This window comes from Desulfofundulus thermocisternus DSM 10259 (assembly GCF_000686645.1).
Lineage (GTDB): Bacteria > Bacillota > Desulfotomaculia > Desulfotomaculales > Desulfovirgulaceae > Desulfofundulus > Desulfofundulus australicus.
On record NZ_JMLG01000003.1, the window covers coordinates 143566 to 167452 of the forward strand.

Sequence of the window (23887 nt, forward strand, 5' to 3'; positions counted from 1 at the left end):
TTCTGTCAGGTGAAAAATCATGGTTTCTTGTGGTATTTGTTGTTCTACGCTATAATGTAGACAAACCTCGCATCAGGAGGTTAAAGGATTCATTGCTGCCCCTTAATTTGAAACGACAGGAATGGGTGCTGCTGGCGATCCTTTTTGCGACAGAATATGCCAGAGGAGCCTTTTTTCTTTCCTTTCTACCGGTTTATGCCGTCCGGCACCTGGGGCTGCCCATAACCGCCGCCGGCCTGGCCGTAACCGCCCATTACCTTACCGAAACCATATTTAAAACGGCCGCGGGCTGGCACTTCGACCGGCTGGGCAGGCCGGTGCTGCTGATCGGGTTGCTCACCGGCCTCTTTTCGCTGCTCACCATGAAGCTGTGGCCCCTGCCGCCGGTCCTGGTGATAGCCTCCGCCCTCTGGGGCCTGGGCATGTCCCCGGTCTGGCTGGGGGTGATGAGCGAGGTCGCCCCGGTTGACCTGCCCGGCCGGAATAAGCGCATAGGGCTGGTTTTTGCCGCCTGGCTGGGAGGTTCCGGCGCCGGCCTGGTGACCGTAAACTTTATCCTGCACCAGGGGGTTAATGTAGCCTTTTCCGCCATTATCCTTGTGTGGCTGGCCTCCTTAATCCTGACCCTGTTCATCCTGCCGGCCGGGGTCGGGCGCAGGGTACAAACCGCGCGGGGCGTTATCCTTTCCCTGGCTCGCATGGCGGCCAGCCCGGCAGTGCTGGGAATCCTGATTCCGGGGATGTTCCTGCAGACCTTCTGCGCCGGGCTGCTATTGCCCGTCCTGCCCCTTTTTGTTCAGAACCAGCTGGGCTTGAGTTATAACCAGTACGGGCTCCTGCTTCTGACCGGCGGCGGAACCGCCCTGATAGCATTTCTCCCCATGGGCATGCTGCTGGGGTACACGGCTCTGAAGAATTTCCTGGCCGCCGGGTTCGGGTTGTGCGCCGTCAGCCTGGGCCTGCTCGCCGCCAGCCACAATCCCCACAGTGCTTTTATCCTGGCGGCCCTGGTGGGCTTTTCCTACGCCATAATCCTGCCCGCCTGGAACACCCTGCTGGCCAGGATCATCCCCCCGGATCAGCAGGCCACGGGATGGGGGCTTTTCGCCACCGTTGAGGGCCTGGGGGCAGCCATTGGCCCGGCCCTGGGCAGCCTGGTGGCCAGGTACGCCGGTATCTCGGCTCCCATACTGCTGTCCACATTTCTTCTCATAACCATTGCTATTTTTTACATCTTTTATCCGCTGGAAAAATCCATAGTCAAATAACAGGAGTTCCGGGGCAACAACGACGGCCGCCATCCCGGTTCGGGCAACGGTATGAGAAAAGCAACTGCCAAATAAGAATAAATTTAAGCGGAGGACTGTGGACAAGAGAGAAAAAAACCATGACCCAATCCCTGTTTAAGATCATTACCTTCCTGGTGGGCGTCTATGCCCTCTTGCCCACCGTTCTGGCCCGCTTATGCCATATCGGGGTTATCTGGCAGGGACCCCGGAACGGCAAGAAGGTGGCCATTACCTTCGACGACGGTCCCGATCCCACCTACACTCCCCGGGTTCTGGATATCCTGAAAAAGTACGGCATTAAAGCCTGCTTTTTTGTCCTGGGATACAAGGCCAGGGCCTACCCGGAGTTAATCACCAGGATGGTTGCCGAGGGACACGAGGTGGCCAGCCACGGTTTTCGCCATCATTTCCCCTGGTTTCTGGGACCGCGGGCCCTGTTCAGGGAAGTAAGGGAATCCAGCCGGGTAATAGCGGAAATAACCGGCCGGCCACCGCGCCTTTACCGGCCCCCCTGGGGCCTGTTCAATCTTTTCTCCCTCCTCCACAGCCACCTGTTCGGCCAGCGGGTGGTACTGTGGTCATTTATGAGCTGGGACTGGGGGCGGCGCTGCACCCCCGAATCCATAACCCGCCAGGTTCTCTCCCGGGTGCGCGAGGGCTCCATCCTGGTTTTTCACGATAGCGACGATACCCCGGGGGCGGCTTCGGGGGCGCCTGAAAAGATGCTGGCCGCCCTGCCCTCAATTATTGAAGGGCTCCGGCAGCGGGGGTTTTCCGTCACCCCGCTGGCAGAGCTTTACGCGCCCCGGGAGAATTTCTGGCAGCGCCTGGGCCAGAGAATAGATTCCTTTATTGTAAAGTTGTCCGGTATAGAGGACCTTTACTATGAAGGGCGCCCCACCCTTTTTCGCCTCCGGGTGAAACGATTCCGCGGCAGCTCCCTGAAACTTTCCGACGGGACACTGGTGCGCTCCCGGGACCCCATCGCCGAACTCCACCTGAACAACGAAATACTGAAAGAAATCACCCGGACCGGGAAGAGCCCGGAACGGATTGCCCTGCTGGCCTTAAAAGAAGCGAGACGTTCCCTCCCGGCCCTGGCCCGCTGGGCCTCCAATGCTCCTCAAGGAAAGGAGATCCGGGCGGTGCTGGGACTGACCATGCTCTACCGGGGTGCGGAGCGCCTCGGTTTCACCATTTGCGACCCCCCGGCCCTCCTCAAGAAACTGGCCACCTGGTACCAGGGCTGGCTTTTAGGTCTCTACCACCCCGAAGGCCGCCTGCGTTATTATCGGCACAGGGATAAACTCTCCCCCAAAATCGTGGCCATGGGCAGGGAAGAGCTTATCCGTCGTTACCTGCAGACGGCCGGGGATAACCCCGGCACCCTCTACCGGAAGGAATAATCGCTGGTTGAACATGGCCCGTGGTAAAAGTTGCTGCCCCTTTCCGCAAAAGCCTTCAGAATAAAATAAAACCCCAGCAGGAATTTCCTCGCGCAAAAGAGAATTTTTAAACAATAATCGAGCAGCGGGCGAGCATGGTTCAAGCCATCTCCAGGCACTGCTTCCTTCAACTGTGTACCGGGTTGCATTTTTAAGGAGGTAAACATAATGAACCTGGCCCTGAGATTGGCCGAAGCAGGCCAGCTTTTCCCCGATCAGGAAGCCCTGGTTTTTCACGGCCAGCGTATATCCTATGCCACCCTCAACCAGTGGGTCAACCGCTTTGCCAGCAGCTTAAAAAAGCTGGGGCTGACACCCGGTGAAAGAGTGCTTATTGCCCTGGAAAACTGTCCCGAATTCGTAGTCTCTTTTTATGCCGTCCTCAGCCTGCAGTGCGTGGCCGTCCCCATTGATCCGCTCTATACCATCCACGAGATTACCTATATCGTCCGGGATGCTTCACCTGCCCTGGTTATCTGCAACGCGGAGAATATTTCCACCTTCACCCGGTTAACCGGCAATTTAGCCATTCCCCGGGGCTTTGTCGTCGTCAACCCCGGGCAGCCATATCCCCATACCCGCTCCTTTGCCGATTTGTTATCATCCTCTCCCGCCGGCGATCTCCCCCGGCCGGTTGACCGGGATGAGGTGGCGGAAATACTTTATACTTCAGGCAATACCGGTAAGCCGAAGGGAGTAATGCTCACCCACGGCAATATCTACAGTAACGCCGTTACCTTCGCCCGGATATGCGGCTTCGGCCCCGGGGTGAGAACGCTGCTGGTGGCGCCGGTTTACCACTCGGCAGCCCAAACCTGTGTCCTGCTTGCTTCCCTGGTTGCCGGCGCTACGGTGGTCATCCATGAAAGATGGCCCGGCGCCCGCACGGTCCTGCAGACCATCCAGGATGAAAAGATCACCTTCTTTTTCGGTCCCCCCACCATGTACGTCTTCCTGCTGGAAGAACAGTCCGGCAGCTTCGACCTGGGATCCTGGAAAATTGCCTTCTGCGGCGGAGCCCACCTCCCGGTACAGGTATTTTACTCCTTCGAGAAAAAATTCGGTTTCCAGATTACGGAGGGCTACGGCCTTACCGAAACCTCGCCCGTGGTCACCTGCAACCCCGTGTTCGGCACCAAAAAGCCGGGCTCCGCAGGGCTGCCCATACCGGGGGTGGAGGTTAAAATTGTAGATTATGAAGGCCGGGCCCTGCCTGCCGGTCAGGTGGGAGAGATCGTGGTCCGGGGGCCAAACGTGATGAAGGGTTATCTCAACCAGGAAGAAGAAACGCAAAAGGCAATCCGCAACGGCTGGCTTTACACGGGAGATCTGGGCTACATGGATGAAGACGGCTATGTGTTCATTGTCGGCCGCAAGAAAAACGTGATTATACGGGGAGGGCTGAACATCGACCCGCGGGAGGTGGAAGAGGTCCTCTACCAGCACCCCCAGATCTTCGACGCCGTTGTGGTGGGCATCCCGGACCCGGTGATGGGAGAAGAGGTGGCGGCCATGATCCTGCCCCGGGAACAGCAGAAGCCCGACCCCGAGGAAATAAAATCCTTCTGCGCCCAGAGGCTGGCTCCCTACAAAGTCCCCCGCAAAATACTGTTCATGGAAGGCCTGCCCAAAACAACCTCGGGAAAACTCCTAAAGAAAGAAGTAAGAAAGCTGCTGGAACAGGCACAGGAAAACACCCCTTCCTGATGGAAGGGGTGTTACTTTTAACGCAGTTGCCTGGGCTTTTCGGCCAGAATTAAAGGCACATACCGGGAGCTGCCGTTACGGTAAATTTGCAGCACCACCCGCTGGCCCACCTTGCTGTTCTGGACAATCCTGGCCAGATCATCGGGGCTTTTAACTTCCTGGTTGTCCACCCGCAGGATCACATCCCCCTGCGCCAGCCCTGCATTATCAGCGGGGCTGCCCGGAATAACCCCAACCACCAGCGCCCCTGCGGTCGAGGGCAGGCCCAGGTAGGCAGCAATTTCTTCCGTCACGGGCTGCATCTGCACACCCAGCCAGGGCGTCTGCTTCTTACTGCCCTGGAGCAGCTGGTTGAGGACCTCTTTCACCGTACTGGTGGGGATGGCAAAACCAATTCCCTGGGCCTGGGCAACGGCGGTGTTGATACCCACCACCTCGCCGTTGAGGTTCAAAAGCGGCCCGCCGCTGTTACCCGGGTTAATGGAGGCATCGGTCTGCAGGAGATTCTTGTAGCGCCTGTTTTCAACCGTAACCGGCCGGCCCTTCGCGCTGATCACCCCCACCGTAACCGTGTGATCCAGTCCGAAGGGGTTGCCGATGGCGATCACCCAGTCCCCCACCCGGACCTTGTCGGAATCGCCCAGCTTCAAGGTGGGCAGGGACTTGCCGGCATCAACCTTCAGCACGGCCAGGTCCAGGTCGTAATCGGCTCCCACTACCCTGGCCGGCAGGGGCTGCGAGAACCCCTGGATGGTAACGGTTATTTTCTGAGCCCCGTCAATGACGTGTTCGTTGGTGAGAATATAACCGTCCTGGGACATTATAAAGCCGGAGCCAATACCCCGCTCCTCCCGGGGCTGCGATTGAAAACCAAAAGGCCCGCCAAAAAACTGCCGGAAAAAGGGATCGTCCAGGAAGGGGTCCACCTGCCCGCTGCCGCGGATTTTCACCGTATCAATCTTTACCACGGCCGGTCCCGCCTTGGAAACTATGTCGGCCACCGTGCCGGGACCGACTCCGGGCATGGCGCTGGCCACGTTGTTAACCCGGGGTACTCCTTCATCCTGCGGGGCGAGATCGTTAACCAGCAAGCAACCACCGGCAAACATTATGCCGGCCACAAAAGCCGCCATAGCAATAAATGCCAGCGACCGTTTCCAGTTCAGCACGCCTGCTCACGCTCCTTTCATCATAACATCATGATAAATCATCCGGGAGACAAAAAACAACAGGGTTCAGGGATAAAATTTTCTTCTTCCGGCTTATTTTCGCCCGATATATCCCCCGGACGAAATTTACGCCGGTAACCGGCGGAAAATAAAGAAAAACTCCGGTCAGGCCGGAGTTTTCTTGTTGACGACCACCTCAACCAGCGGCTCCAGTTTTTTAAGCGATTCTCCCTCATAATCCTCAATACGCCCGGCATCGGCCAGCTTTGCCAGCTCGGGATCCACGGGCAGGACGGCCAGCAGAGGCAGCCCCGTTTTGCTTGCCGCTTCCTTCACGCTGCCGTTACCGAAGGGCTGGATCTTCTCGCCGCAGTGCGGGCAGGAAATATAGCTCAGGTTCTCCACCAGTCCCAGGATGGGTATACAGGCCTGCCGGGCCATTTTAATGGTCTTGCTCACCACCATCATGGCCAGGTCCTGGGGGGATGAAACTGCCAGCAGTCCATTTAAAGGCAGTGACTGCATGACGGTGAGGGGAATATCCCCGGTGCCGGGGGGCATGTCCACAATCAGGTAATCCAGATCACCCCAGGCCACGTCGCTCCAGAACTGTTTTACCGCGCTGGCCAGGATGGGACCCCGCCAGATAACGGGATCATCCTCCGAAGGCAGGAACAGGTTCAACGACATGACCTGAATACCCAGTGCGGTTTTCACCGGCAGGATATAATTCTTGAACTGCTCGGGGCGGTCCACCAGCCCGAAGATTTTGGGTATGCTGGGACCGGTGATGTCAGCATCTAGAATGCCGGTTTTATAACCCCGGCGGGCCAGGGCGACGGCCAGCAGGGCGCTAACCGATGACTTGCCCACTCCCCCCTTCCCGCTCATCACGGCAAGGACATTCTTAATATCGCTGGCCTCGTTCTGGGGCAGGTAGGAAGATCCGGGACACTGTCCCGTGCTGCACCGGCCGGTATCCTTATCATTACAACCTGTGCATTTTGTTTCGTCCATTTCCACAATCCCCCGCCTCGTTTTAGAATTTTTTTCTACATAAGTTTAGCATATTTTCACCCGGGAGGCCAGAGCTACCCCCCGGTCGTCCCTCCACCTTCCTTTTCCAGGCGGTCCAGCAGGCGGTTTAAAACCGCCGCCAGCTCACCCCAGGTTACGGCAGCATCGGGATCATGGTCGCTAACGATCAGGCCGCGTTCCCGCAGGCGCCCAATTTCCCCGGCGGCATCCCCGCTGCTGCGCTTTTTCAGGCCCAGAACGCGCGCCATCCCCCCCGCAATGGCCCGGGCCAGCTCCCGCAAACACGCTTTATCTGCGAGGCAGGCGGCATCGCGGGGACTGTCGATAAAGAAGTTTTCCAGGAGCACAGCGGGCATATTTGTTTTCCTCAGCACGGCCAGATCGGCCCTTTTCAGCCCGCGGTCGGGAAAACCCCGCTGGATATAAAACGCGGCCACTTCGCGGTGCAGTGCAGCCGCTATCATCCGGGTTTTCTGCGGGGCATCCGGGTGGATAAAACTTTCGAAGCCGCTCCCGCCGCCGGCGTTCACATGCAGGGAGCAAAAGAAATCGGCCCCGTTTTTATTGGCCAGTTCGGCCCGTTCCTCCAGGGAAACATAAACATCGCCGGTGCGGGTGGGAATAACCCTGACCTCGTACTCCTCCAGGAAGGAAAGAACCTGAAGCCCGAGGGTTAAAACCACGTCCTTCTCCTGCAGGCCGGAACCAACCGCCCCGGGGTCCCGGCCGCCATGTCCGAAATCCAGAACAATCAACATAGAACTGCCCGGCTCCAAAAGCCGGCGGCACACCTCCTTTGATACTGTGGCCCGAACCGGAACTGGATGGGTAGCAGTCATCCTTTTATTTGTATATTTTGAATATTAACCGGAGATGCCTTAACAGCACCCCATCCCTCCCCGCAGCCACGCCAGGGGACTAAATTTATTTTATAATGGTTAACACCCTGTTCGTACACCTGTTCTAATGGTATTATATAACCTCTGGCAGGCCCGGTCAAGGGAGAGCTCATATTAAGACCGGAAAATGGGAACCATAGAAAGATAAAGCCAGTGGCTTAATTTTACTTGCCGAGGTGTGCTGCCATGACCGTTACCAAAATCAACGTCCTCAACCCGGTTCTGCCGGAGAAACAGCTGAAACCGCTGGCCGAGTGCATGACCGGGAACGGCCTGAACCACCTGCACATTCTGGACGTGGGTGCCTCCCATGTTCTGGTCGACCTGCTTTACGAACGGCAGGGGGATGAACATATCCTCAACCGGGAGCGCTTCCAGCACTGCCTGGAGCTGGCGGATAAAACCTGGCGCTCCCTGTACGAGCAGTGCATAAGCGACCGGCAGAGGCTTTTGTGCCTGACTTTTCTCATCAAGGCCATTTTGTCGCCCATGCTGAAGGAGGAGAAAAAATGAGCTTCTTCAAACCATACCTTGACCACGAGCGGCTTGACGCCCTGGCCAGGTGCTGCGATACATACCACATCAGCCCCGCCGACCTGCTGGACGTAGGGCTCTGCATGCTCGGCATCGACAGGCTTACCGCCTATCACTCCCTCACCCGGGACGCTTTATACCTGGACATCCAGGAACTGCAGGAAGCGGCGGCAGCGGCCAAACAGCTGGGCTACTTCCTGCGCGGCCTGGAGCCCGACCTGCGGCTCCGCCTGGCCGCGCTGCTGCTGATCCTCAAAGCCAGCGTAGTCAACATGCAGGGGTACTGCGGTATGTCCTGCCACCTGGACGGGGAAACAGAACAGGCCGGTTCCTGACCGGCCGCCGGTGGTAGAAAAACAGGCCTCCCGTTGAAGGGAGGCCTCAGACTGTTGACAAACTTCCTATGTGCCCTGGTATTAGTAAGCGCTGCCGAGCCAGGCCACGACGACGGGATGAGGCGGGACCGCAGACAGGATGTTCGCGGAGGCCACCTGAACACAGAGCGAAACGACCGGGAGCGACGACTAAAACCAGGGCACACCCCAGAAATACTTTATCTACAAGCTGAGGAAGGCCTCCCGTCAAAGGGAGGCCTGTCACAATTTCGGATGCTCTTAGCGGAGCAAGTTTGTTCCGCAGGTTATCGCAGGAGTTGCAGCACCAACTGCGGCTGCTGGTTGGCCTGGACCAGCATGGCCGTGGCGGCCTGGGCGATGATGCTCTGCTTGGTGAACTCCATGTAACAAACGATATATTAGGATAGAATGTATCCTCATGGGATGCTGTCCAATAATCATTACAGCAAATGACTCATAATTTTCTCCTCAAAGATATGTCCCACATGGTATAATCTAGCCGAAAGTGTTTTTTAATTGGGGGCCTAAGCCATGGCGCGAAGTATAAGTGCAAGTGTCAACGAATACACCGCTCTACGGCGTTGGACTGAGGCAGTAGAGCGACTGGGTGTATTAGTCTTTCATGCCAAAGGAATCGACCTATCTATAATGAGGGGAATTTCTATAAGCGAACGTCTGTTTCCAGTAATATGTCTCAATATTAAAGATACCCCCCGAGGCAGGGCCTTTTCTTTGATACATGAACTAGTTCATATCGCTCTTAAGAAAAGCGGCATCTGCGACATGCCTTATATGGAGGAGGAAGAAGAAAGCCGTTTTGGGAACCAGCACAAAAAGACAGAAGCTTATTGTAACATGGTTGCAGGCGAAGTCCTGGTCCCCCGAGAAGCACTTCTTGAAAATGAGATCGTTTCGGGCGAACCTAAGAAGTTAATATGGGAAGATTGGGAGTTAAAAGAATTAGCAGATAGGTTTAAGATTAGCCAGGAGGTTATTTTGCGCCGACTGCTTACTCTAAAGCGAACGACGAAAGATTTTTACGAATGGAAACGGCAGAAATTTCTTGAACTGTACCGCATGTTGAGCAAAAAAAAGACCTGGCTAGCCACCTTACCATAACCTTTACCGTTTGTAAGCCATCATCCTCCAGGCACAGAGTGTATACATCAAGGTTGTCCAGGAATGACTAGGCCACCAGACGGTTACCCTCACCTTAGACACCTATTCCCACGTAATTCCCACGATACAAAAGGAAGCAGTGGAAAAACTGAAAAATTTATTTGGGCATCAAACGGGCACCCAAAAAGCTTAGCGGGCACCACTTTTCAGATGCCCGCTATATTATGAAAGCCTTGATTTTTCTGGTGCCGGAGACCGGACTTGAACCGGTACGGGTGCATAACACCCCCGGGATTTTAAGTCCCGTGCGTCTGCCAGTTCCGCCACTCCGGCACGAAATCCTTATATTCATCAACTTGAGAGCCCTGTTTCAGAGCGCTTATTATCGTTTTGAAAATTCCTTTGACTTATAGAACCTGCTTGAGTTATTTTACTATAAATGATTTTTCCCGTCAATAACGTACAACTGTTCGATGCGCGGGCGGCAGGAGGCGCCGGGAACCCTGCATTTCCAGTTTCTTTCCACTTTCCTCTCTTGCCTGGTAAGAAAAAATTATAATATAATAAGTAATAGAATAACTGTAGGTAGTGGCAGGCACGATATAAGGAATCGGAGGTTCGTAGCAGGGTAAGCGTCCGGCAATTACAGTGCTTGTTATTTATATATCATAATTTACCTTACAGGTATAATCGTGAAGGAGGGATCAATACCCATGTAAATATTACCTTCCGTCACGCGCGGGAGGCTGGTTAAAGCGGGTAATTTCCCCTGCCGGTCGGAGCGGCGGACCGCACCCGGGTACCGGCCGGAGAGGGTTTGTTGCCGGTTGGTTCCGGTATATTTTTGAAAGGAGGTCACGGACCCCCATGAATAATTTCAGAGCCTGGTTATTGATGGGCCTGTTAACCGTTTTGCTGGTGCTGATTGGCAATGCCGTGGGCGGCAGTTCGGGAGCTCTCCTGTTCTTCATCATTGCCCTGGGGATGAACTTTTTCAGCTACTACTTCAGCGACAGGATTGCCATTGCCATGACCGGTTCCCGGCCCCTGGCCGAGCACGAGGCGCCGGAGCTGTTCGATATAATCCGCCGGCTTTCCCAGCGGGCGGGCATACCCATGCCCCGGGTGTACCGCACCCCGTCACCGCAGCCCAACGCCTTCGCCACGGGCAGGAACCCGTCCAACGCGGCGGTGGCGGTGACCGATGGCCTGATGCAAATTCTCAACCGTTCGGAGGTTGAAGGCGTCCTGGCTCACGAAATTGCCCACATCAAAAACCGGGACGTGCTGGTGGGCACCATTGCCGCCGCCCTGGCCGGCGCCATCACCATGATTGCCAATGCCCTGCAGTGGGGGTTGATCTTTGGCCGGGATGACGAAGAAGGGGCCAACCCCCTGGGCCTGGTAAGCACCCTGCTGATGATTATCCTGGCCCCCCTGGCGGCCACCCTCATCCAGCTGGCCATCTCCCGGGCCAGGGAGTTTGAGGCCGATGCCACCGGCGCCCGCCTGGCAGGCTCACCCCACGGCCTGGCCAGCGCACTGCTCAAGCTGGAGCGGGCCGCTCAGCACATTCCCATGCAGGTTAACCCGGCCACGTCCCACCTGTTCATCGTCAACCCGCTGCGGGGAGAAACCCTGGCCAGCCTGTTCAGCACCCACCCGCCAATAGCGGAAAGGGTCAGGCGCCTGCAGCAGATGCAGTAATAGCGCCCACTGTCTTCACGAGCCCCTGTCCCAGTGGACAGGGGCTTTTTTCTGTGAAATATTTTTATCATCCATGCAGGATATGGTATACTGATGGGTGGGCCGCTTAAAGCGGCCCGGAGCAAAGGAGGGTAGCCATAGATGGAAGTAACTCAACCACATAAAACCATAGTGGTGAGCATCCAGGGATGGGAACTGGAAGTCCTGGAAGGACCGCGCAGGGTAAATGTGGATTTAATGGGAGAAATGCTGGAGTTCAAGGGGATCTGGCTGACAGAACCGGAACGGGGGGTTGTAACCGTCCTCTGCTATCCGGAAAAGGTTTTCTACCTGGAAATTACCGAGGAGGAAATGCCGGTCAAAAGACCCGGCCGGAGAAATAACGTCACTTTCTTAAGACCCATAGATCAGAACCACGATAAGGATAAATAAGCACCCGCGCGGCTCCGGCCGCGAAGTGCTGCGAGTGCACTTTCAGACACCGCCGCTGGTTCTAGCGGCGGTGTCGCTCTTTATGGGATTTCCCGGGGCGGGACTTGCCCCCGGCACAGGCCGCCTTTAATACAGCCAGCCCGGCCTGCCCCTCCAGCGGTACAGGTTCCAGGTCCAGGGGTTCCCGGGGACGCATGACCGCTTCCAGCTTCTTCAATGTTTCCGGGGAAACGATAACAGAACACCCGTTTTCCTGTTCCCGGCCGTCCCGGGCTGATATTTCTCCCGGCGGCTCTTCCCTGCACGCGGGCTCCAGGGCGCAGGCCGCCTCTGCCAGGGCCCCTTCCTTTTTCTTTGCCGCATCTTTCGGCCTGTCTTTTCCCCGGTCGCTTATTTCGGCCGGGTAATTTTCCGGCACCTGTTCTCCCGCATCCTCTCCACCGGCCTCCCTTTCCCCGCCCCATAATAGTTCATAGCGCAACTGGCGGCAATCGGCGAGAATTCTCTCCAGATCCGCTTCCAGTGACCCGATAAGTGTCGCTATCCGGTTAAGGTAATCCTCCTTAAAATCCCCCTGCTCCCTGGCACTTTCCATTAAACCGGGTAGATCAACCAGCTCCTCGCCCACGTTCCTGGCCAGATCCTGCAGGTAGTTCAGGGCTCCCTCCATCATGTCCTCCAGGTTACCGGCCAGTTCCTCCCGCTCCCTGCGCAGGTCCAGGTAGCGCATTATCTCCTCCTCGGACAGATCCGCCAGGCTGTTCTTTTCCAGCGCGCCAAGCTCTTCAACCAGCTCAAAATAACGCTGCAGCAATTTCATCAACCTCCAGCCAGATATTGCCAACATTTCTATTCTATTCTACCAGTAACTGGCAATTCCTTCATTTTAGACCTATTTTATTGAAAAATTTTATCCTGTTTAGCTGCCCGGGGGTTTAAAATTCCTGGCAGTGGTTAAAATAAACAGTGATTGCAGCAACAACTGAAAGGTGGGAGGTGAAACCGGGTGAACAGGTACGGCTGGTTGGGCATTATTTTCGGCATCTGGCTGATCATTGCACCTTTTGTGCTGGGTTATTCCAACGTTGTCAATGCCATGTGGAATGATATCATTTTAGGCATTCTTGTTGCCGTCGTCTCCTACCTTACCAACGCTGAGCTCAGAGGAACCAGGGTTGGCGGTGGAGGCGAAAACAAGTAATCCCTTCCACGCCCGCACCCGCCGGTAACTTCATCCTGCCGGCGGGTGTTTTTCTTTTATCCAGCCGGGTAATTTTTCCCGCCCCCGGTCCCCTTGACCGCACCCGGCCGGCATGTCATACTGGTGCTAAAAAAAGGGGGGGACCGCAGCCGTGGCGCGCTTCAACCCTTTTTCCTCACCCCGGGCCGAAGAAATCGAGCAGAAAATAAATAGGCTGAAAAAAAATTACCCGGATTTATCTCCCCGGGATCTGGCCGGCAAAATTATTCAGGAAAGGGCCTGGCAGTGCGCCCTGGCTGGAGCGCTCACCGCCCTGCCGGCGGTCATACCGGGCCTGGGCACGCTGGTCGCCCTGCTGGGAGGGGTCGCCCTCGACGTAACCCTGCTCACCTACCTCCTGGGGCGCATGGTCCTGGAAATAGCCTTCATCTACGATAACAACCTGACCGGCTACCGTTACCGGCGCGAGGCCTTCTGGGCCTTCATCTTTGCCTCAGGGATAGGGAGCGCGGGTATGAGCCTCTCCCGGACGGCAGTCAATCAACTCTCCAGGGAGGCCTTTACGGCCCTGGTGGAGCGGGCGCTCCTGTCCCTGGGAGTGCGTTCCACCACCCGCTCCAGCCTGGTGCGCATTATCCCGCTGCTGGGCCTGCTGCTGGCCGGGGGAGTGAATTACCTCACGGCGCTGGGCATGGGCAGGCGTGCCGTGCAGTACTACGAGAAAAGGGTGGAATGGCCGGGCAAAACCATCGATGTCTGATCTGCCCGCTGCCGGTATATCGCGCAGAGGTGTTGACCCAAAATGAAAAAGGACCCTTCCCGGGGTCCTTTTGTGCTACCTGGAGGCCTTCAAATTTAGCCGCTCACACCAACCTGGGACGCTTCACCTTGCGACCTGTTCAGCTCCAGGGCCCTCTCCTTCAGGCGCACAAAGTAAAGGGCGAAAGGCCGGTAGGCCAGGTGCGACCATTTGGTAAAGGGGACCTCCAGGCCCAGGAGGGGCACCGTAAAGGCCAGGTGCAGGGCGAAGGTGTGATAGGTGGGCAGGGGCATATTTAATTCCATGAAAATACGCATTAATAAGCCCGTGGCCACCGTGCACCAGAGCAGGATCAGGAACATCCAGTCGGTGGAATGGGAGTACTGATGAATTGGCTCTTTTTTATTTAAACGCCCGATGATCGCCAGGGTCGTAGCATAAAGCATAGCAATAGATGCATAACTCCAGAGCAGCTTGCCGGGGTGCCACCACATGGGCGGCTCGTTGGTCAGGGACCATCTGGTCACGACGTCAATGTTCACCAGGACGAAGGCCACAAAGTAACCGCTCATTATCAAGAAGTGCCTCAGCCAGAGCGACTTGTTGGCGCACATACGCAGCCGGGCCTGGGTGGCAAAATGAACCACCAGGGTGCCCAGTTCCTGAATATATACGGATAAGGGTAGCCCGCCGGCCTGGGGACCCATGATAAACCTGTACATTCGGTAAACGTTGGAAAGCAGCAAAAAGGCCAGCACCGCACCAAAAACGTAACCCACCGGGTGAACTATGTGTGCGGGGGCGAAAGTTTCCAGCTCCACCCTCTCCGTAACCATTTCACCGCTGAACGTATACACCACTATCAGGGTCAGGGCAAATAAAAGCCCCACCAGAATTACCTTCCACGCCATGGAGGTGTAGAGCTTCCGCGAAATACCGGTCCAGTCATAGACCGTGGTCAGATACCTCCGCAGGGCCATCATCAGCTCGCCGGGATCGGCCTTGCGCGGGCAATTCTTCTGGCAGTCGCCGCAATAATAGCACAGCCAGGGTTCCACGGAATGCTTGATTTTATCTTCCAGGCCCAGCTGCACGTACCGCATAAACCTGCGCGGAAACTGGTGCTCGTCGGTTGTTAATGAACAGACGGCCGTACAGGTCCCGCAGCTGAAGCACTGGGAAACTGTGCTGGCGCCATACTTCTGAAGTTTTTTAGCAAACTGAGGGTTTACATTGGTCAATTAGCTCTCCCTCCCCATCGATGCGCTCAGGAGTTCCGAGATTTCCATAATTTTAATTTTCTCCTGCTTGTCGAGGGCCAGGCAATCCGCTTCCAGCATGATTACACAATAGGGACAGGCCGTGACCAGCGTATCCGCACCCCGCTCCTCGGCATCCAGAACCCTTAATTCGCCAAAACGCTCACCGCGGGGTACCTCGGCCCACAGCCGGCCGCCACCCCCGGCGCAGCAGAGGCTCTTTTCCCTGGCCCGGCTCAGCTCGACCAGTTCGGCACCGGGCACGGCCTTAATTAAATTACGGGGTGCCTCAAAAATCTCGTTATGCCGCCCCAGGTAGCAGGGATCATGGTAGGCAATCTTTTTATCCTGCGGGACGGTCAGCGACAGCTTGCCATCCTGCACCAGTTCAGCCAGGATCTGGGTATAATGCACGACCTCAAATTCCCCGCCCAGCTCGGGATACTCGTGCTTAAAAGTATACAGGCAGTGGGGAGAGGTAGTAATGATCTTTTTGACTCCCTTTTCCTTAAAGAGCTTGATGTTGGATTCAGCCAGCTTCTGGAAGAGCTCTTCATCGCCAATCTTGCGGACCGTTTCCCCACAGCAGCTTTCCTCTACACCAATGACACCGAAACTTACTCCTGCCGCTTTCAGCAGGGAAACCACGTTCCGGGCAATTTTCTGGCTGCGGGGGTCGTAACAGGAGGTGCAGCAGACAAAGAGCAGGTACTCGGTATCAGGCGTAAAGGCAGGTACTTCCATCCCTTTCTGCCAGTCCATGCGCTTTTCACGGGGCCCGGACCAGGGGTTACCATTGGAGTGCAGGCTGCCCACCACGGACCGCAGTGAAGAGGGCACAAAACCGGCCTCCACGGTGGTGCTGCGCATGGAACGTACGTTTTCAATTATCTTTACCTGCCTGGGACAGTTCCTCTGGCACATGCCGCAGGTGGTACAGGCAAAGAGAACTTCCTCATCATCGAACCCTTCCAGGCCAAGCTGTGCCAGGCGCTGCATCCTCCGGATGTAAAAAACCTCACTGGTATGACCGGACACCAGGCGCCAGGGACAAAGGGCGGAGCAGAGCCCGCAGCTCATGCAGTGATCCAGAGTTTGTGCCCCGGCTGAAACCAGGTATTCTTTCATCTCCAAAGATATTTCTTTAGGTTCTTTAGGTTCCATACTTTTAAACCCCTTTGGCAAATAGTTTTTAGCAGTTGCGCTATCTCTTGTTACTTAATTAAACAGGGTTAAAGCCGGAGGGCAACCGGCAAGAGGGGTTGAAAACCCCTCTGCCATTCCCTTAGAAGCCCTTGTACGGGTTGGGACCGACTTCCTCAAGCTTGCTGACAAAGTCTTCGATAATTTGAGGAATCCGGTCGTAATCCATAATGCTGACCTGTTCCATCCTCACCCGGTCCGATTCCAGAGCCAGGCGGTTTAATGTCTCCGAAATCTTGGACAGGCGGTAGCTGGCCAGCTCGCTGCCCTTGATGAAGTGGCACTGGTAGTCGTCGCCGTGCTTGCAGCCCAGCAGCAGGATACCGTCAATGCCCTTGGAGAGGGCGTCGGCAATCCAGATGAGGTTCATGGAACCAAGGCACCTCACCGGAATAATCCGCACCCAGGGGCTGATGGTCATGCGGTTGATGCCGGCCATATCCAGGGCCGGATAAGCGTCGTTTTCACAGGCAAAGATGATGATTCTCGGTTTCTCCTCGTCCTCCTCCGGCACCTCAATAGCTTTCACCATACTGCCGATCATGGGCACCGAGTAATTCTTGAAGGAAATAATCCGCTCCGGGCAGGCCCCCATACAGGTACCGCAGCGCCGGCAACGGGTGGGGTTGGGCAGTGGATTGGCTTTTTCATCCTCGTTAATGGCACCAAACGGGCACTCCACCGTACACCGCTTGCACTGGGTGCACCTCTGCATGAAGAATTCCGGGAAGGAGAGGTCCCACACCCGCGGGTGCACGGCCGAACCCTGAGCCGTCAGCTCGATGCACTGGATGGCCTTCAGCGCTGCGCCGGTGGCATCCCTGATGGTGGAAGGAATGTCCATGGGTGCCCGCACACTACCCGCAGCGTAAATGCCCGTCCGGCGTGTTTCGTACGGGAAGCAGATGAAGTGCGAATCGGCAAAACCGTACTTCAAAGTGGGCAACTCGGGACCCTGACGGTATTCCAGGTTAAGGATGTTGGATTTGATGATCTCATCCGCCGGAGGCTCGGAATCCTTGCCCTGATCGTCGGACTGGATAACAAGCCTTTCCCCGATGGCCGTGGTGGGCACCATGCCGGTTGCCAGGACCACCAGGTCCACCGGTTCCGTCCTGATCCGGTCGCCGACCAGAACATCATCAAATTCAATGATCAGGCTGCCGCCGTCCTCTTCAATGCCGGCAATTTCGCCCCTGAAGAACAGGGCCCCTTCCTTTTGCACCCGCTGGTAGAGGAACTCATAGTTACCCGCAGCCCGCATATCCTTATAGAAAATGTAGACCGTGGCTTCGGGATCCTTTTCCTTCACGTAAAGTGCCTGCTTTAAGGACTCGGTGCAGCAAATGGCCGAGCAGTAAGGCAGATGCTCCTTATCCCGGGAACCGGCACAGAGGATAAAGGCCACGCTCCTGGCCTCCCGGCCGTCGGAAGGACGCTTGAACTCGCCCCGGGCAGCCATTTCTTCAAACATTTCGCCGGTGATCACGTTGGGGTACTGGCCAAAGCCCAGGTGGCTCAATTTGGTGGCGTCATAGGCCACTGCACCCGTAGCCAGGACGATGGAACCTACCCTTTCCGTGGCCACGCTGCCGCTCTGGTTGATCTCCACATCAAACATCCCCGGCGCACCGGAAATTTTTTGTATTTGCGCACCTTTATAGACAGTAATGTCGGGATTTTCTTCCACTTCCTTGATTAACTGGTTAATATTATTATCCTCCAGCTCATTATAAGGGGGCTTTAAGCCGACCTGCTTGTGCAGTTTGGCCACCCAGCCACCCAGGGAAGAATTCTTTTCCACCAGCACGGTCTTGTATCCCGCCCGGGCAGACTCCAGTGCAGCCGTAAGACCGGCCAGGCCGCCACCGACAACCAGCACGTTTTTAGACAGGTTTTCCGCCTGGAAGGGCTCCGGCAGGGACATCTGCTGGGCCTTGACTATACCCATGCGCAGGCTGTCCTCGGCCAGCATCTGGGTATCCTCGTCGTTGGCCGGATGGCACCATACGCCCTGCTCCCGCAGGTTAACCCTTTCCACGATGGTATTGGGGAAGTTGAACACGTCATAATTTACCCGCATGGAGCAGGCCGCAATTACGATGGTGTTAACCCCTTCCCCTTCCATATCCTGCTTGATCATCCCAACGCCTTCCGCGCCGCAAAGGAAGGGATGGGATTTGCACACCGGAACCTTGTATTCCTTGGTTGCCACATTGGAAAGGGCATCTATATCCAGGGCATCACCAATTCCACAGCCGGTACATATATAAACCGCCAGTTTTTTGTCCACCGTCAATTACCTCCCCACCGTCGATTGGATAGCCTTGAGGGCAGCAGCAGTTGCGTCCTCGACACAGGAAGCCACATCCATTGGCCTGCTCACACAACCGGCGCTGTATATACCCGGCGCGCCACCAACCGCAAAGCCGTTCTCGTCGTATACCAGATCCACAGGCGCCCTGCTCTCCCTGGTAGTCGGTGCCATACCGGTGGCCAGCACAACCAGGTCGAATTTTTCCTTCATTAATTTCTGGGTTTCCTGATCCTCCACCACCAAAATCAAATCTCTGGTGGCCGGATCTTCTGTGATTTCACCCGCTTTACCTTTAACTAAATGAATATTCGGATTATCCTTTACTTTCATGTAAAAGTCTTCAAATTTACCCAGCGCCCGGATATCAATAAAGTAAATATATACCTGGGCCTCGGGATTCCGCTCCAGGATATAAGTAGCCTGCTTTAAGGAAGCAAGACAGCACACGCCGGAACAATAGGGCAGGTGGTTTTCATCCCTGGAACCGGCACACTGGACAAAGGCCACTTTTTCCACCGGCTTACCGTCGGAGGGGCGCAGGATCTTACCACCCGTCGGGCCGTTGGAAGCAGCCAGTCTCTCCAGCATCACGTTGTTAATTACATTCTGGTACTGGCCGAAACCGTAATAACCAATCCTGGAGGCATCATAGGGATTCCAGCCGGTAGCCCAGATGATGGAACCAACCCTCAAGGTCATTTCCCTGGGTTCCATATTCAGATCGACGGCGTTAACCGGGCAAACTTCAGCACACTTGTTGCACCTGGAGCAGGCCTGGGCATCAATAACATATTTCATTGGAAAAGCGAAAATGTGCGGCAAATAAATGGCCCTGGTATTGTCCAGACCATAGTTAAAGGTGTTTTTCCTTTCTTCCGGACAAACCTCCACACACTTGCCGCAGGCAGTGCAGTTCTCATTTACATAGCGGGGAGAAACTTTAACCTTGACCTCAAAATCTCCCTCCTGGCCGGAAACTCCCATTACCTCGGCCAGGGTTATAACGTGAATTTTGGGGTTGTTTTTAATCCTGCGGAAATTGATTTCAAGACCGCAGTTGGGAGGGCAGAGCTTGGGAAAATACTGGTTCATCTGGGCCACCCTGCCGCCGAGGTAGGGGTTCTTCTCAATAATAAAGACTTCATGACCCACTTCTGAAGCCTCAATGGCGGCAGTTAACCCGCTTATTCCCCCTCCAACTACCAGGATGCTCTTATTGCCCATATTTCATCACCGTCACAACATAGTTTTTAGAAAAATAAGGGTTAAGCCGTGGCCGCGAACAGCCACGGCTCAAATACATATGCAGGTAATAGCGGAAGATAATCTACGCTACACGTTAGTCCACAATGGAGATGACGGGCCGCTTGAAGACTTCCCACTGCCCGGTGTTGCGGTCCCAGCGGCAGTTGACGAAGCACTTCCAGTTCTCTTCGTCCATGTTCGGGAAGTCCGCCCTGATGTAGTAGCCGGGCCACCTGGTCTCTTCGCGGAACAGCACGCTCCTGATGTGGGCCTCCGCCTGCCACATCCTGTGGACGTTCTCCCAGCACCGCATTAACTCGTGCAGGTTGGAAGCAGCCAGCTTTTCGGAGTCTTCCTTGAGCATTTCCAGCAGCTCCAGGCCCTTCTCCAGGAGGTACTTGTTGGTGGTGAAGGACTTGGAGACACCGCCGGCATACTCGTCCATGATCTTCTGCAGGCGGAACATGAATTGCTTCGGACGGATGTAGTTCGGGTTCACCTCTGGGTCGGTGGTCATGTTCTTGTATTGCTCGAAGGTGTCCAGAGGCTTCAGAATCCGTGCCTTGAGCTCCTCGATCTGGGCGGGATCCACCTTGGGCTCCTCGTTGTTCTCCACGATGAACCGGATGGCAGACTTGGCCGCAATCCGGCCCTCAGTGAAGGAACCGGAGGAGAACTTGTGGCTGGAAGCGCCGGAAGCGTCGCCCGCGCAGAACAGGCCCTTCACAGTGGACATGTTGGTGTATCCCCACTGATACTCGGGCGGAGCGATGTCCTCGGGACCGCTGACCCAGGCACCGGAAGCACCGGAGTGCGAACCGATGAAGTAGGGCTCGCAGGCGGCAATCTCAGAGGGCTTCTCTTCGGGGAAGGTGTTGGTAGCCGCCCACAGCAGGGCCTGGGAAATGGTCATGTCGAGGAAGTCTTCCCAAGCTTCGGCTTCCAGTTCCTTAAGTTTCTTCTTACGCTGCTTCTCGTCCGGCATTTCCTGAGCCAGGCGCTGGATGGCTTCCTCCGTCCTCATGTAGATGGGACCCTTGCCAGCCCTTTCGTCAATGAGGCCCAGGTGGTTCCGCAGGTTGGCCGGGATGGGCTTGGTCAGGCCGTACGGGGCATACTGCTCCAGCACATCCGGGTGGGTCTTCATGTAGTCCTCGCCAAAGGCGTTGGTAGCTACGGACTTGAAGAGCAGGAACCATGCGCCCACAGGGCCGTAGGCATCCTTGAAGCGCACGGGGATGAAGCGCACTTCCTGGCAGGTCATTTCGGCGCCGGCCTTCAGGGTGAAGTAAGCGCTGGAACCGGTGTTGAAGGGAGGATACCAGGAACGGCCCAGACCTTCACCGGTGGAACGAGGCCGGAACACGTGCACGGCACCGCCCATGCCTACCAGCACGGCCTTAGCCTTGAAGACATAGAACTTGTTCTCGCGGACGCTGAACCCGACGGCGCCAACACAGCGGTCGCCATCCATCAGGGGCTCCACGATGAACACGCGCTCGTAAATGTTGTCGGGACCGAGGGAGTTCAGAGCGTTCTTAGCCGCTTCAGCCACGATGATCTTGTAGGACTCACCGTTGATCATGATCTGCCAGCGGCCTTCATGGACGTACTTGCCGTTCTCGTCTTTCCAGATGGGCAGGCCCCACTTTTCAAACAGGTGTACGGTGGAGTCGACGTGACGGGCGATGCTGTAAACCAGGTCTTCCCGGGTGATGCCCATCAGGTCCTGCCTGACGTAACGGACGTAGTCTTCCACTGTATTATCGCCGGCAGCCTGGCCAATGTAGAGGTTGATTGCGGACAGACCCATGGCCACGGCACCGCTGCGGTCCATGGCAGCTTTATCCACCAGGGTTACTTTCAGACCGTGTTTTTTGGCCCAGTAAGCGGCTTCCACGGCAGCACCGCAGGCGGACATGCCACCACCAATTATCAATAGGTCGGTATTGACTTCTACGGTTTCAAAATTTGCCATTTGCCTAACCTCCTCTTCTCTATTTATTTCTTCAGGGTCGGGACTTCACAGCCCAGGGAGCCGGGTTCAGTGAAAAGCACGTAGCTCTTCAGATCGTCGGTGCCGGTCTCAAAGCCAGCATCGGGGACGATGGAACCTTCCGGCGTGGTCCGGATGGGGAACTTGAAGCGCTTGATGGTGCCATTCCGGAACTTGATGGTCCACATAATGTCTTCCGAACCCCTCAGCGGAATGGTGCTGGCGCCCATGGGAACAAAGTCGGCATAGCCCCTCAGGTCCATGGCCTGCTGCGGGCAAATCTTAACGCAGCATGCACACTCCCAGCACATCTGGGGATCCCGGTTGTAAGCCTTCATTCTTTCTTTATCCAGGACCATTAAGTCGTTGGGGCAGATGTACATGCATGCGGTTTTGTCCTGCCCTTTGCAGCCGTCACATTTCTCAGCAATTACATAACTTGGCATAAACTCTAACCTCCTCATATTTTTATAATTGCATTAAGCACGCTATCTAAAAGCTCCCCTCCCTCTTCCCGATACCCACCTCCCCCCAAAGGCTGGTCTATATTTGCAAGAATCAAGGTAGAAGATTTTTATCTAGTAATTCTTAAGGAATTCATCCATGATATCTATGCTCTGCTTTTCAACCACCAGGTCGAAAATCTTATCCTTCACTTCTCTGGGCAGCAGCTCAATGCTCTTGGTGGTGGCAGAGTCATATTTTGCCGTCGGGAAGACTTTCAGCACCTTATCTTTTTGCTCTTCGGTGCAGGGAACCTTGATTACCTTCAATCCGGCCAGAACTTCCTCGGCCATATCGGCCAGCCCGGCCTTTTGCAGTTTGGCGTACCTTTCCTCGTTGATCCAGATGTTAATGGTAATGGACATCTCGCCACCTCCTCACTAGTACTTCATGTCGCGAAGGGTAAATACGGGGTTCCGCTCCTTCAAGTACTTGTCTGTGACGAAGGCAGAACCAAAGCCGTACTTCTCTGCGCATTCCATAATCAGGTCAAACACTTCCGGTCTGAAGATCAGGCGAGGTGGCTTGACACCGTCCTGGATGATGCTCCTGATCAGGGTGCCGCTGAAGTTCTGGCTCTGCTCCTTGTGCCCGCAAAGCCCGGAATAGGTTACCTCACCGCACACGGGGCAGTACCACCAGGCAAGCACGCGGACAGGCTTGATATTCAGGGCATCCTCGGGGATCTGGTCGAAAATCCTGTGGGCATCATAGGGGTCATAATAGGTACCCACTCCGGCATGGTCACGGCCGAACATGTGGTGTGTCAGGCCCAGGTTGGACCTTAAAATGGCATGGAAGACAGCTTCCTTGGGACCGGCGTAACGCATATCCCACAGGGTGATGGATGTCATGTGGACATCTTCCCGGAAATAACCGGCCTTGCGCAGCACATCGTGGCACAGCACGATAGCCTCGTCAATGTAATCACCTTTTCTTTTCTCGCCGATTATGGCGTTAACCAGCACGCCGGTCACGGTTTTTTCTACGGGCAGTTCACCGTGGGCGGATAACCAGGCGCCTTTCATCAACCATTCATGTCCGGTATGGGGTACGTTTCTGGTCTGGTGGGCGACGATTCTTTGCCAGCCTTTTTCTGCAAACTTCTGGCGCATTTGTTTGGGAGTGAAGAAGAACTCATCAAAAGGAGGGTTAATCTTGGGTGGGTTAACCAGGGTGATTTTTCCGCCGATAAACTTATCTTTATAGCTATAAGTCCTGGCCACACCGGGGTGTTTGTCCTCCGTTGTGCCGTAGACCTTTAAGGCCATCTCCTGCTTATCGTAGGTGAAGATCTCTTCCACCTCAAGGATAGCCATCGGCTTATCCTGATAGGTCAGTAAGAGCTTATCGCCTTCCTTGATTCCCTTTTCATTAATCTCTTCCGTGGAAATATCAAAAACGATGGGGATTGGCCACAAAATGCCATTGGCGAGCTTCATTTCATTGCAAACGCCTTCCACATCCGCCCTGGTCATGAATCCTTCCAGGGGGGTGAAAAAGCCGTAAGCAATATCTATAATTTCCCGTGCAATCTGGCCGCGGATGGGCACCGGTGTTAAACCTTTAATTGCCTCAGCAGCTTTTTCAGGTTCTAAAACCCTTTCCACAATTTCCTTGCCGCCATGGCCAATATAGGTCATTTCCCTTCTCCTTCCTTCAAAGATTGTAGTTATACCGGCTATACTTCACCTCTTCCACAAACCA

The 23887-nt window shown here is 55.4% G+C and carries 23 protein-coding genes and 1 tRNA gene; 10 read left to right on the forward strand and 14 right to left on the reverse strand.

The window, feature by feature from the left end; genetic code table 11:
- Nucleotides 1-92 precede the first annotated feature (92 nt).
- From BR83_RS0104760 to BR83_RS0104775, 3 genes are all read left to right on the forward strand, one after another.
- A complete protein-coding gene (locus BR83_RS0104760; RefSeq protein WP_027356117.1) occupies nt 93-1268 on the forward strand; it encodes an MFS transporter in 1176 nt (391 codons plus the stop codon).
- Nucleotides 1269-1387: 119 nt separating this feature from the next.
- Nucleotides 1388-2695, forward strand: a complete 1308-nt coding sequence (locus BR83_RS15080) for a polysaccharide deacetylase family protein (RefSeq protein WP_051617900.1) — start codon at nt 1388-1390, stop codon at nt 2693-2695.
- Nucleotides 2696-2902: 207 nt separating this feature from the next.
- Nucleotides 2903-4441: a class I adenylate-forming enzyme family protein gene (locus tag BR83_RS0104775; protein ID WP_027356119.1), complete on the forward strand. Its 1539-nt coding sequence runs from the start codon at nt 2903-2905 to the stop codon at nt 4439-4441.
- Nucleotides 4442-4458: 17 nt separating this feature from the next.
- Here BR83_RS0104775 and BR83_RS0104780 read toward each other — a convergent pair whose 3' ends face one another.
- The 3 genes from BR83_RS0104780 to BR83_RS0104790 all read right to left on the reverse strand — a co-directional run bounded on the left by BR83_RS0104780 (nt 4459) and on the right by BR83_RS0104790 (nt 7406).
- Entirely contained in the window at nt 4459-5610 is a 1152-nt protein-coding gene (locus BR83_RS0104780; protein WP_242839622.1) for a trypsin-like peptidase domain-containing protein, read from the reverse strand.
- Nucleotides 5611-5775: 165 nt separating this feature from the next.
- Nucleotides 5776-6627 (reverse strand): Mrp/NBP35 family ATP-binding protein, encoded by an 852-nt coding sequence (locus tag BR83_RS0104785; RefSeq protein ID WP_027356121.1) that lies wholly within the window; start codon nt 6625-6627, stop codon nt 5776-5778.
- Nucleotides 6628-6701: 74 nt separating this feature from the next.
- Entirely contained in the window at nt 6702-7406 is a 705-nt protein-coding gene (locus BR83_RS0104790; protein ID WP_027356122.1) for an N-acetylmuramoyl-L-alanine amidase, read from the reverse strand.
- A gap of 327 nt (nt 7407-7733) precedes the next feature.
- On the opposite strand from BR83_RS0104790, the gene BR83_RS0104795 reads away from it, so the two are divergent.
- Together BR83_RS0104795 and BR83_RS0104800 are read left to right on the forward strand one after the other, a co-directional pair.
- Nucleotides 7734-8060, forward strand: a complete 327-nt coding sequence (locus tag BR83_RS0104795) for a hypothetical protein (protein WP_027356123.1) — start codon at nt 7734-7736, stop codon at nt 8058-8060.
- Nucleotides 8057-8416 (forward strand): hypothetical protein, encoded by a 360-nt coding sequence (locus tag BR83_RS0104800; protein ID WP_027356124.1) that lies wholly within the window; start codon nt 8057-8059, stop codon nt 8414-8416. The genes BR83_RS0104795 and BR83_RS0104800 overlap by 4 nt, the downstream gene beginning before the upstream one ends.
- A gap of 305 nt (nt 8417-8721) precedes the next feature.
- Here BR83_RS0104800 and BR83_RS17845 read toward each other — a convergent pair whose 3' ends face one another.
- Nucleotides 8722-8820: a flagellin gene (locus BR83_RS17845; RefSeq protein WP_207640174.1), complete on the reverse strand. Its 99-nt coding sequence runs from the start codon at nt 8818-8820 to the stop codon at nt 8722-8724.
- Nucleotides 8821-8968: 148 nt separating this feature from the next.
- Between BR83_RS17845 and BR83_RS0104810 the strand changes: the two genes are divergently transcribed.
- On the forward strand, nt 8969-9556 hold the full coding sequence (locus BR83_RS0104810) for an ImmA/IrrE family metallo-endopeptidase (protein WP_027356126.1): 588 nt from the start codon (nt 8969-8971) through the stop codon (nt 9554-9556).
- Nucleotides 9557-9799: 243 nt separating this feature from the next.
- On the opposite strand, the gene BR83_RS0104815 is transcribed toward BR83_RS0104810, so the two are convergent.
- Nucleotides 9800-9889 (reverse strand) — tRNA-Leu (locus tag BR83_RS0104815).
- Nucleotides 9890-10423: 534 nt separating this feature from the next.
- Here BR83_RS0104815 and BR83_RS0104825 point away from each other — a divergent pair.
- Nucleotides 10424-11263: a zinc metalloprotease HtpX gene (locus BR83_RS0104825; RefSeq protein ID WP_027356128.1), complete on the forward strand. Its 840-nt coding sequence runs from the start codon at nt 10424-10426 to the stop codon at nt 11261-11263.
- A 141-nt stretch (nt 11264-11404) separates the two neighbouring features.
- Nucleotides 11405-11695, forward strand: a complete 291-nt coding sequence (locus BR83_RS0104830) for a hypothetical protein (RefSeq protein WP_027356129.1) — start codon at nt 11405-11407, stop codon at nt 11693-11695.
- Nucleotides 11696-11756: 61 nt separating this feature from the next.
- Here the strand turns inward: BR83_RS0104830 and BR83_RS0104835 are convergent, their stop codons facing one another.
- Nucleotides 11757-12509 carry a hypothetical protein gene (locus BR83_RS0104835; RefSeq protein WP_027356130.1) on the reverse strand — a complete coding sequence of 251 codons (753 nt, stop codon included), beginning with the start codon at nt 12507-12509 and terminating at the stop codon, nt 11757-11759.
- Between the two features lie 192 nt (nt 12510-12701).
- On the opposite strand from BR83_RS0104835, the gene BR83_RS15085 reads away from it, so the two are divergent.
- Nucleotides 12702-12896 carry an SPW repeat protein gene (locus BR83_RS15085; RefSeq protein WP_034634509.1) on the forward strand — a complete coding sequence of 65 codons (195 nt, stop codon included), beginning with the start codon at nt 12702-12704 and terminating at the stop codon, nt 12894-12896.
- Nucleotides 12897-13047: 151 nt separating this feature from the next.
- Nucleotides 13048-13656: a hypothetical protein gene (locus tag BR83_RS0104845; RefSeq protein WP_027356131.1), complete on the forward strand. Its 609-nt coding sequence runs from the start codon at nt 13048-13050 to the stop codon at nt 13654-13656.
- Between the two features lie 95 nt (nt 13657-13751).
- Here BR83_RS0104845 and BR83_RS0104850 read toward each other — a convergent pair whose 3' ends face one another.
- The 8 genes from BR83_RS0104850 to sat form a co-directional block, all read right to left on the reverse strand.
- A complete protein-coding gene (locus BR83_RS0104850) occupies nt 13752-14897 on the reverse strand; it encodes a 4Fe-4S dicluster domain-containing protein (protein WP_027356132.1) in 1146 nt (381 codons plus the stop codon).
- The gene (locus BR83_RS0104855; protein WP_027356133.1) at nt 14898-16079 is read right to left on the reverse strand and encodes a (Fe-S)-binding protein; all 1182 of its coding nucleotides are present in this window, start codon (nt 16077-16079) and stop codon (nt 14898-14900) included.
- A 121-nt stretch (nt 16080-16200) separates the two neighbouring features.
- Nucleotides 16201-18411 (reverse strand): FAD-dependent oxidoreductase, encoded by a 2211-nt coding sequence (locus BR83_RS0104860; RefSeq protein WP_027356134.1) that lies wholly within the window; start codon nt 18409-18411, stop codon nt 16201-16203.
- 6 nt (nt 18412-18417) lie between these two features.
- The gene (locus BR83_RS0104865; RefSeq protein ID WP_027356135.1) at nt 18418-19659 is read right to left on the reverse strand and encodes a CoB--CoM heterodisulfide reductase iron-sulfur subunit A family protein; all 1242 of its coding nucleotides are present in this window, start codon (nt 19657-19659) and stop codon (nt 18418-18420) included.
- A gap of 115 nt (nt 19660-19774) precedes the next feature.
- On the reverse strand, nt 19775-21658 hold the full coding sequence (gene aprA / locus BR83_RS0104870) for an adenylyl-sulfate reductase subunit alpha (protein WP_027356136.1): 1884 nt from the start codon (nt 21656-21658) through the stop codon (nt 19775-19777).
- 23 nt (nt 21659-21681) lie between these two features.
- A complete protein-coding gene (gene aprB, locus BR83_RS0104875; RefSeq protein ID WP_013822175.1) occupies nt 21682-22122 on the reverse strand; it encodes an adenylyl-sulfate reductase subunit beta in 441 nt (146 codons plus the stop codon).
- Nucleotides 22123-22254: 132 nt separating this feature from the next.
- The gene (locus BR83_RS0104880; protein WP_027356137.1) at nt 22255-22545 is read right to left on the reverse strand and encodes a DUF6955 family protein; all 291 of its coding nucleotides are present in this window, start codon (nt 22543-22545) and stop codon (nt 22255-22257) included.
- 15 nt (nt 22546-22560) lie between these two features.
- On the reverse strand, nt 22561-23823 hold the full coding sequence (gene sat / locus BR83_RS0104885) for a sulfate adenylyltransferase (protein WP_027356138.1): 1263 nt from the start codon (nt 23821-23823) through the stop codon (nt 22561-22563).
- Nucleotides 23824-23887: the final 64 nt, after the last annotated feature.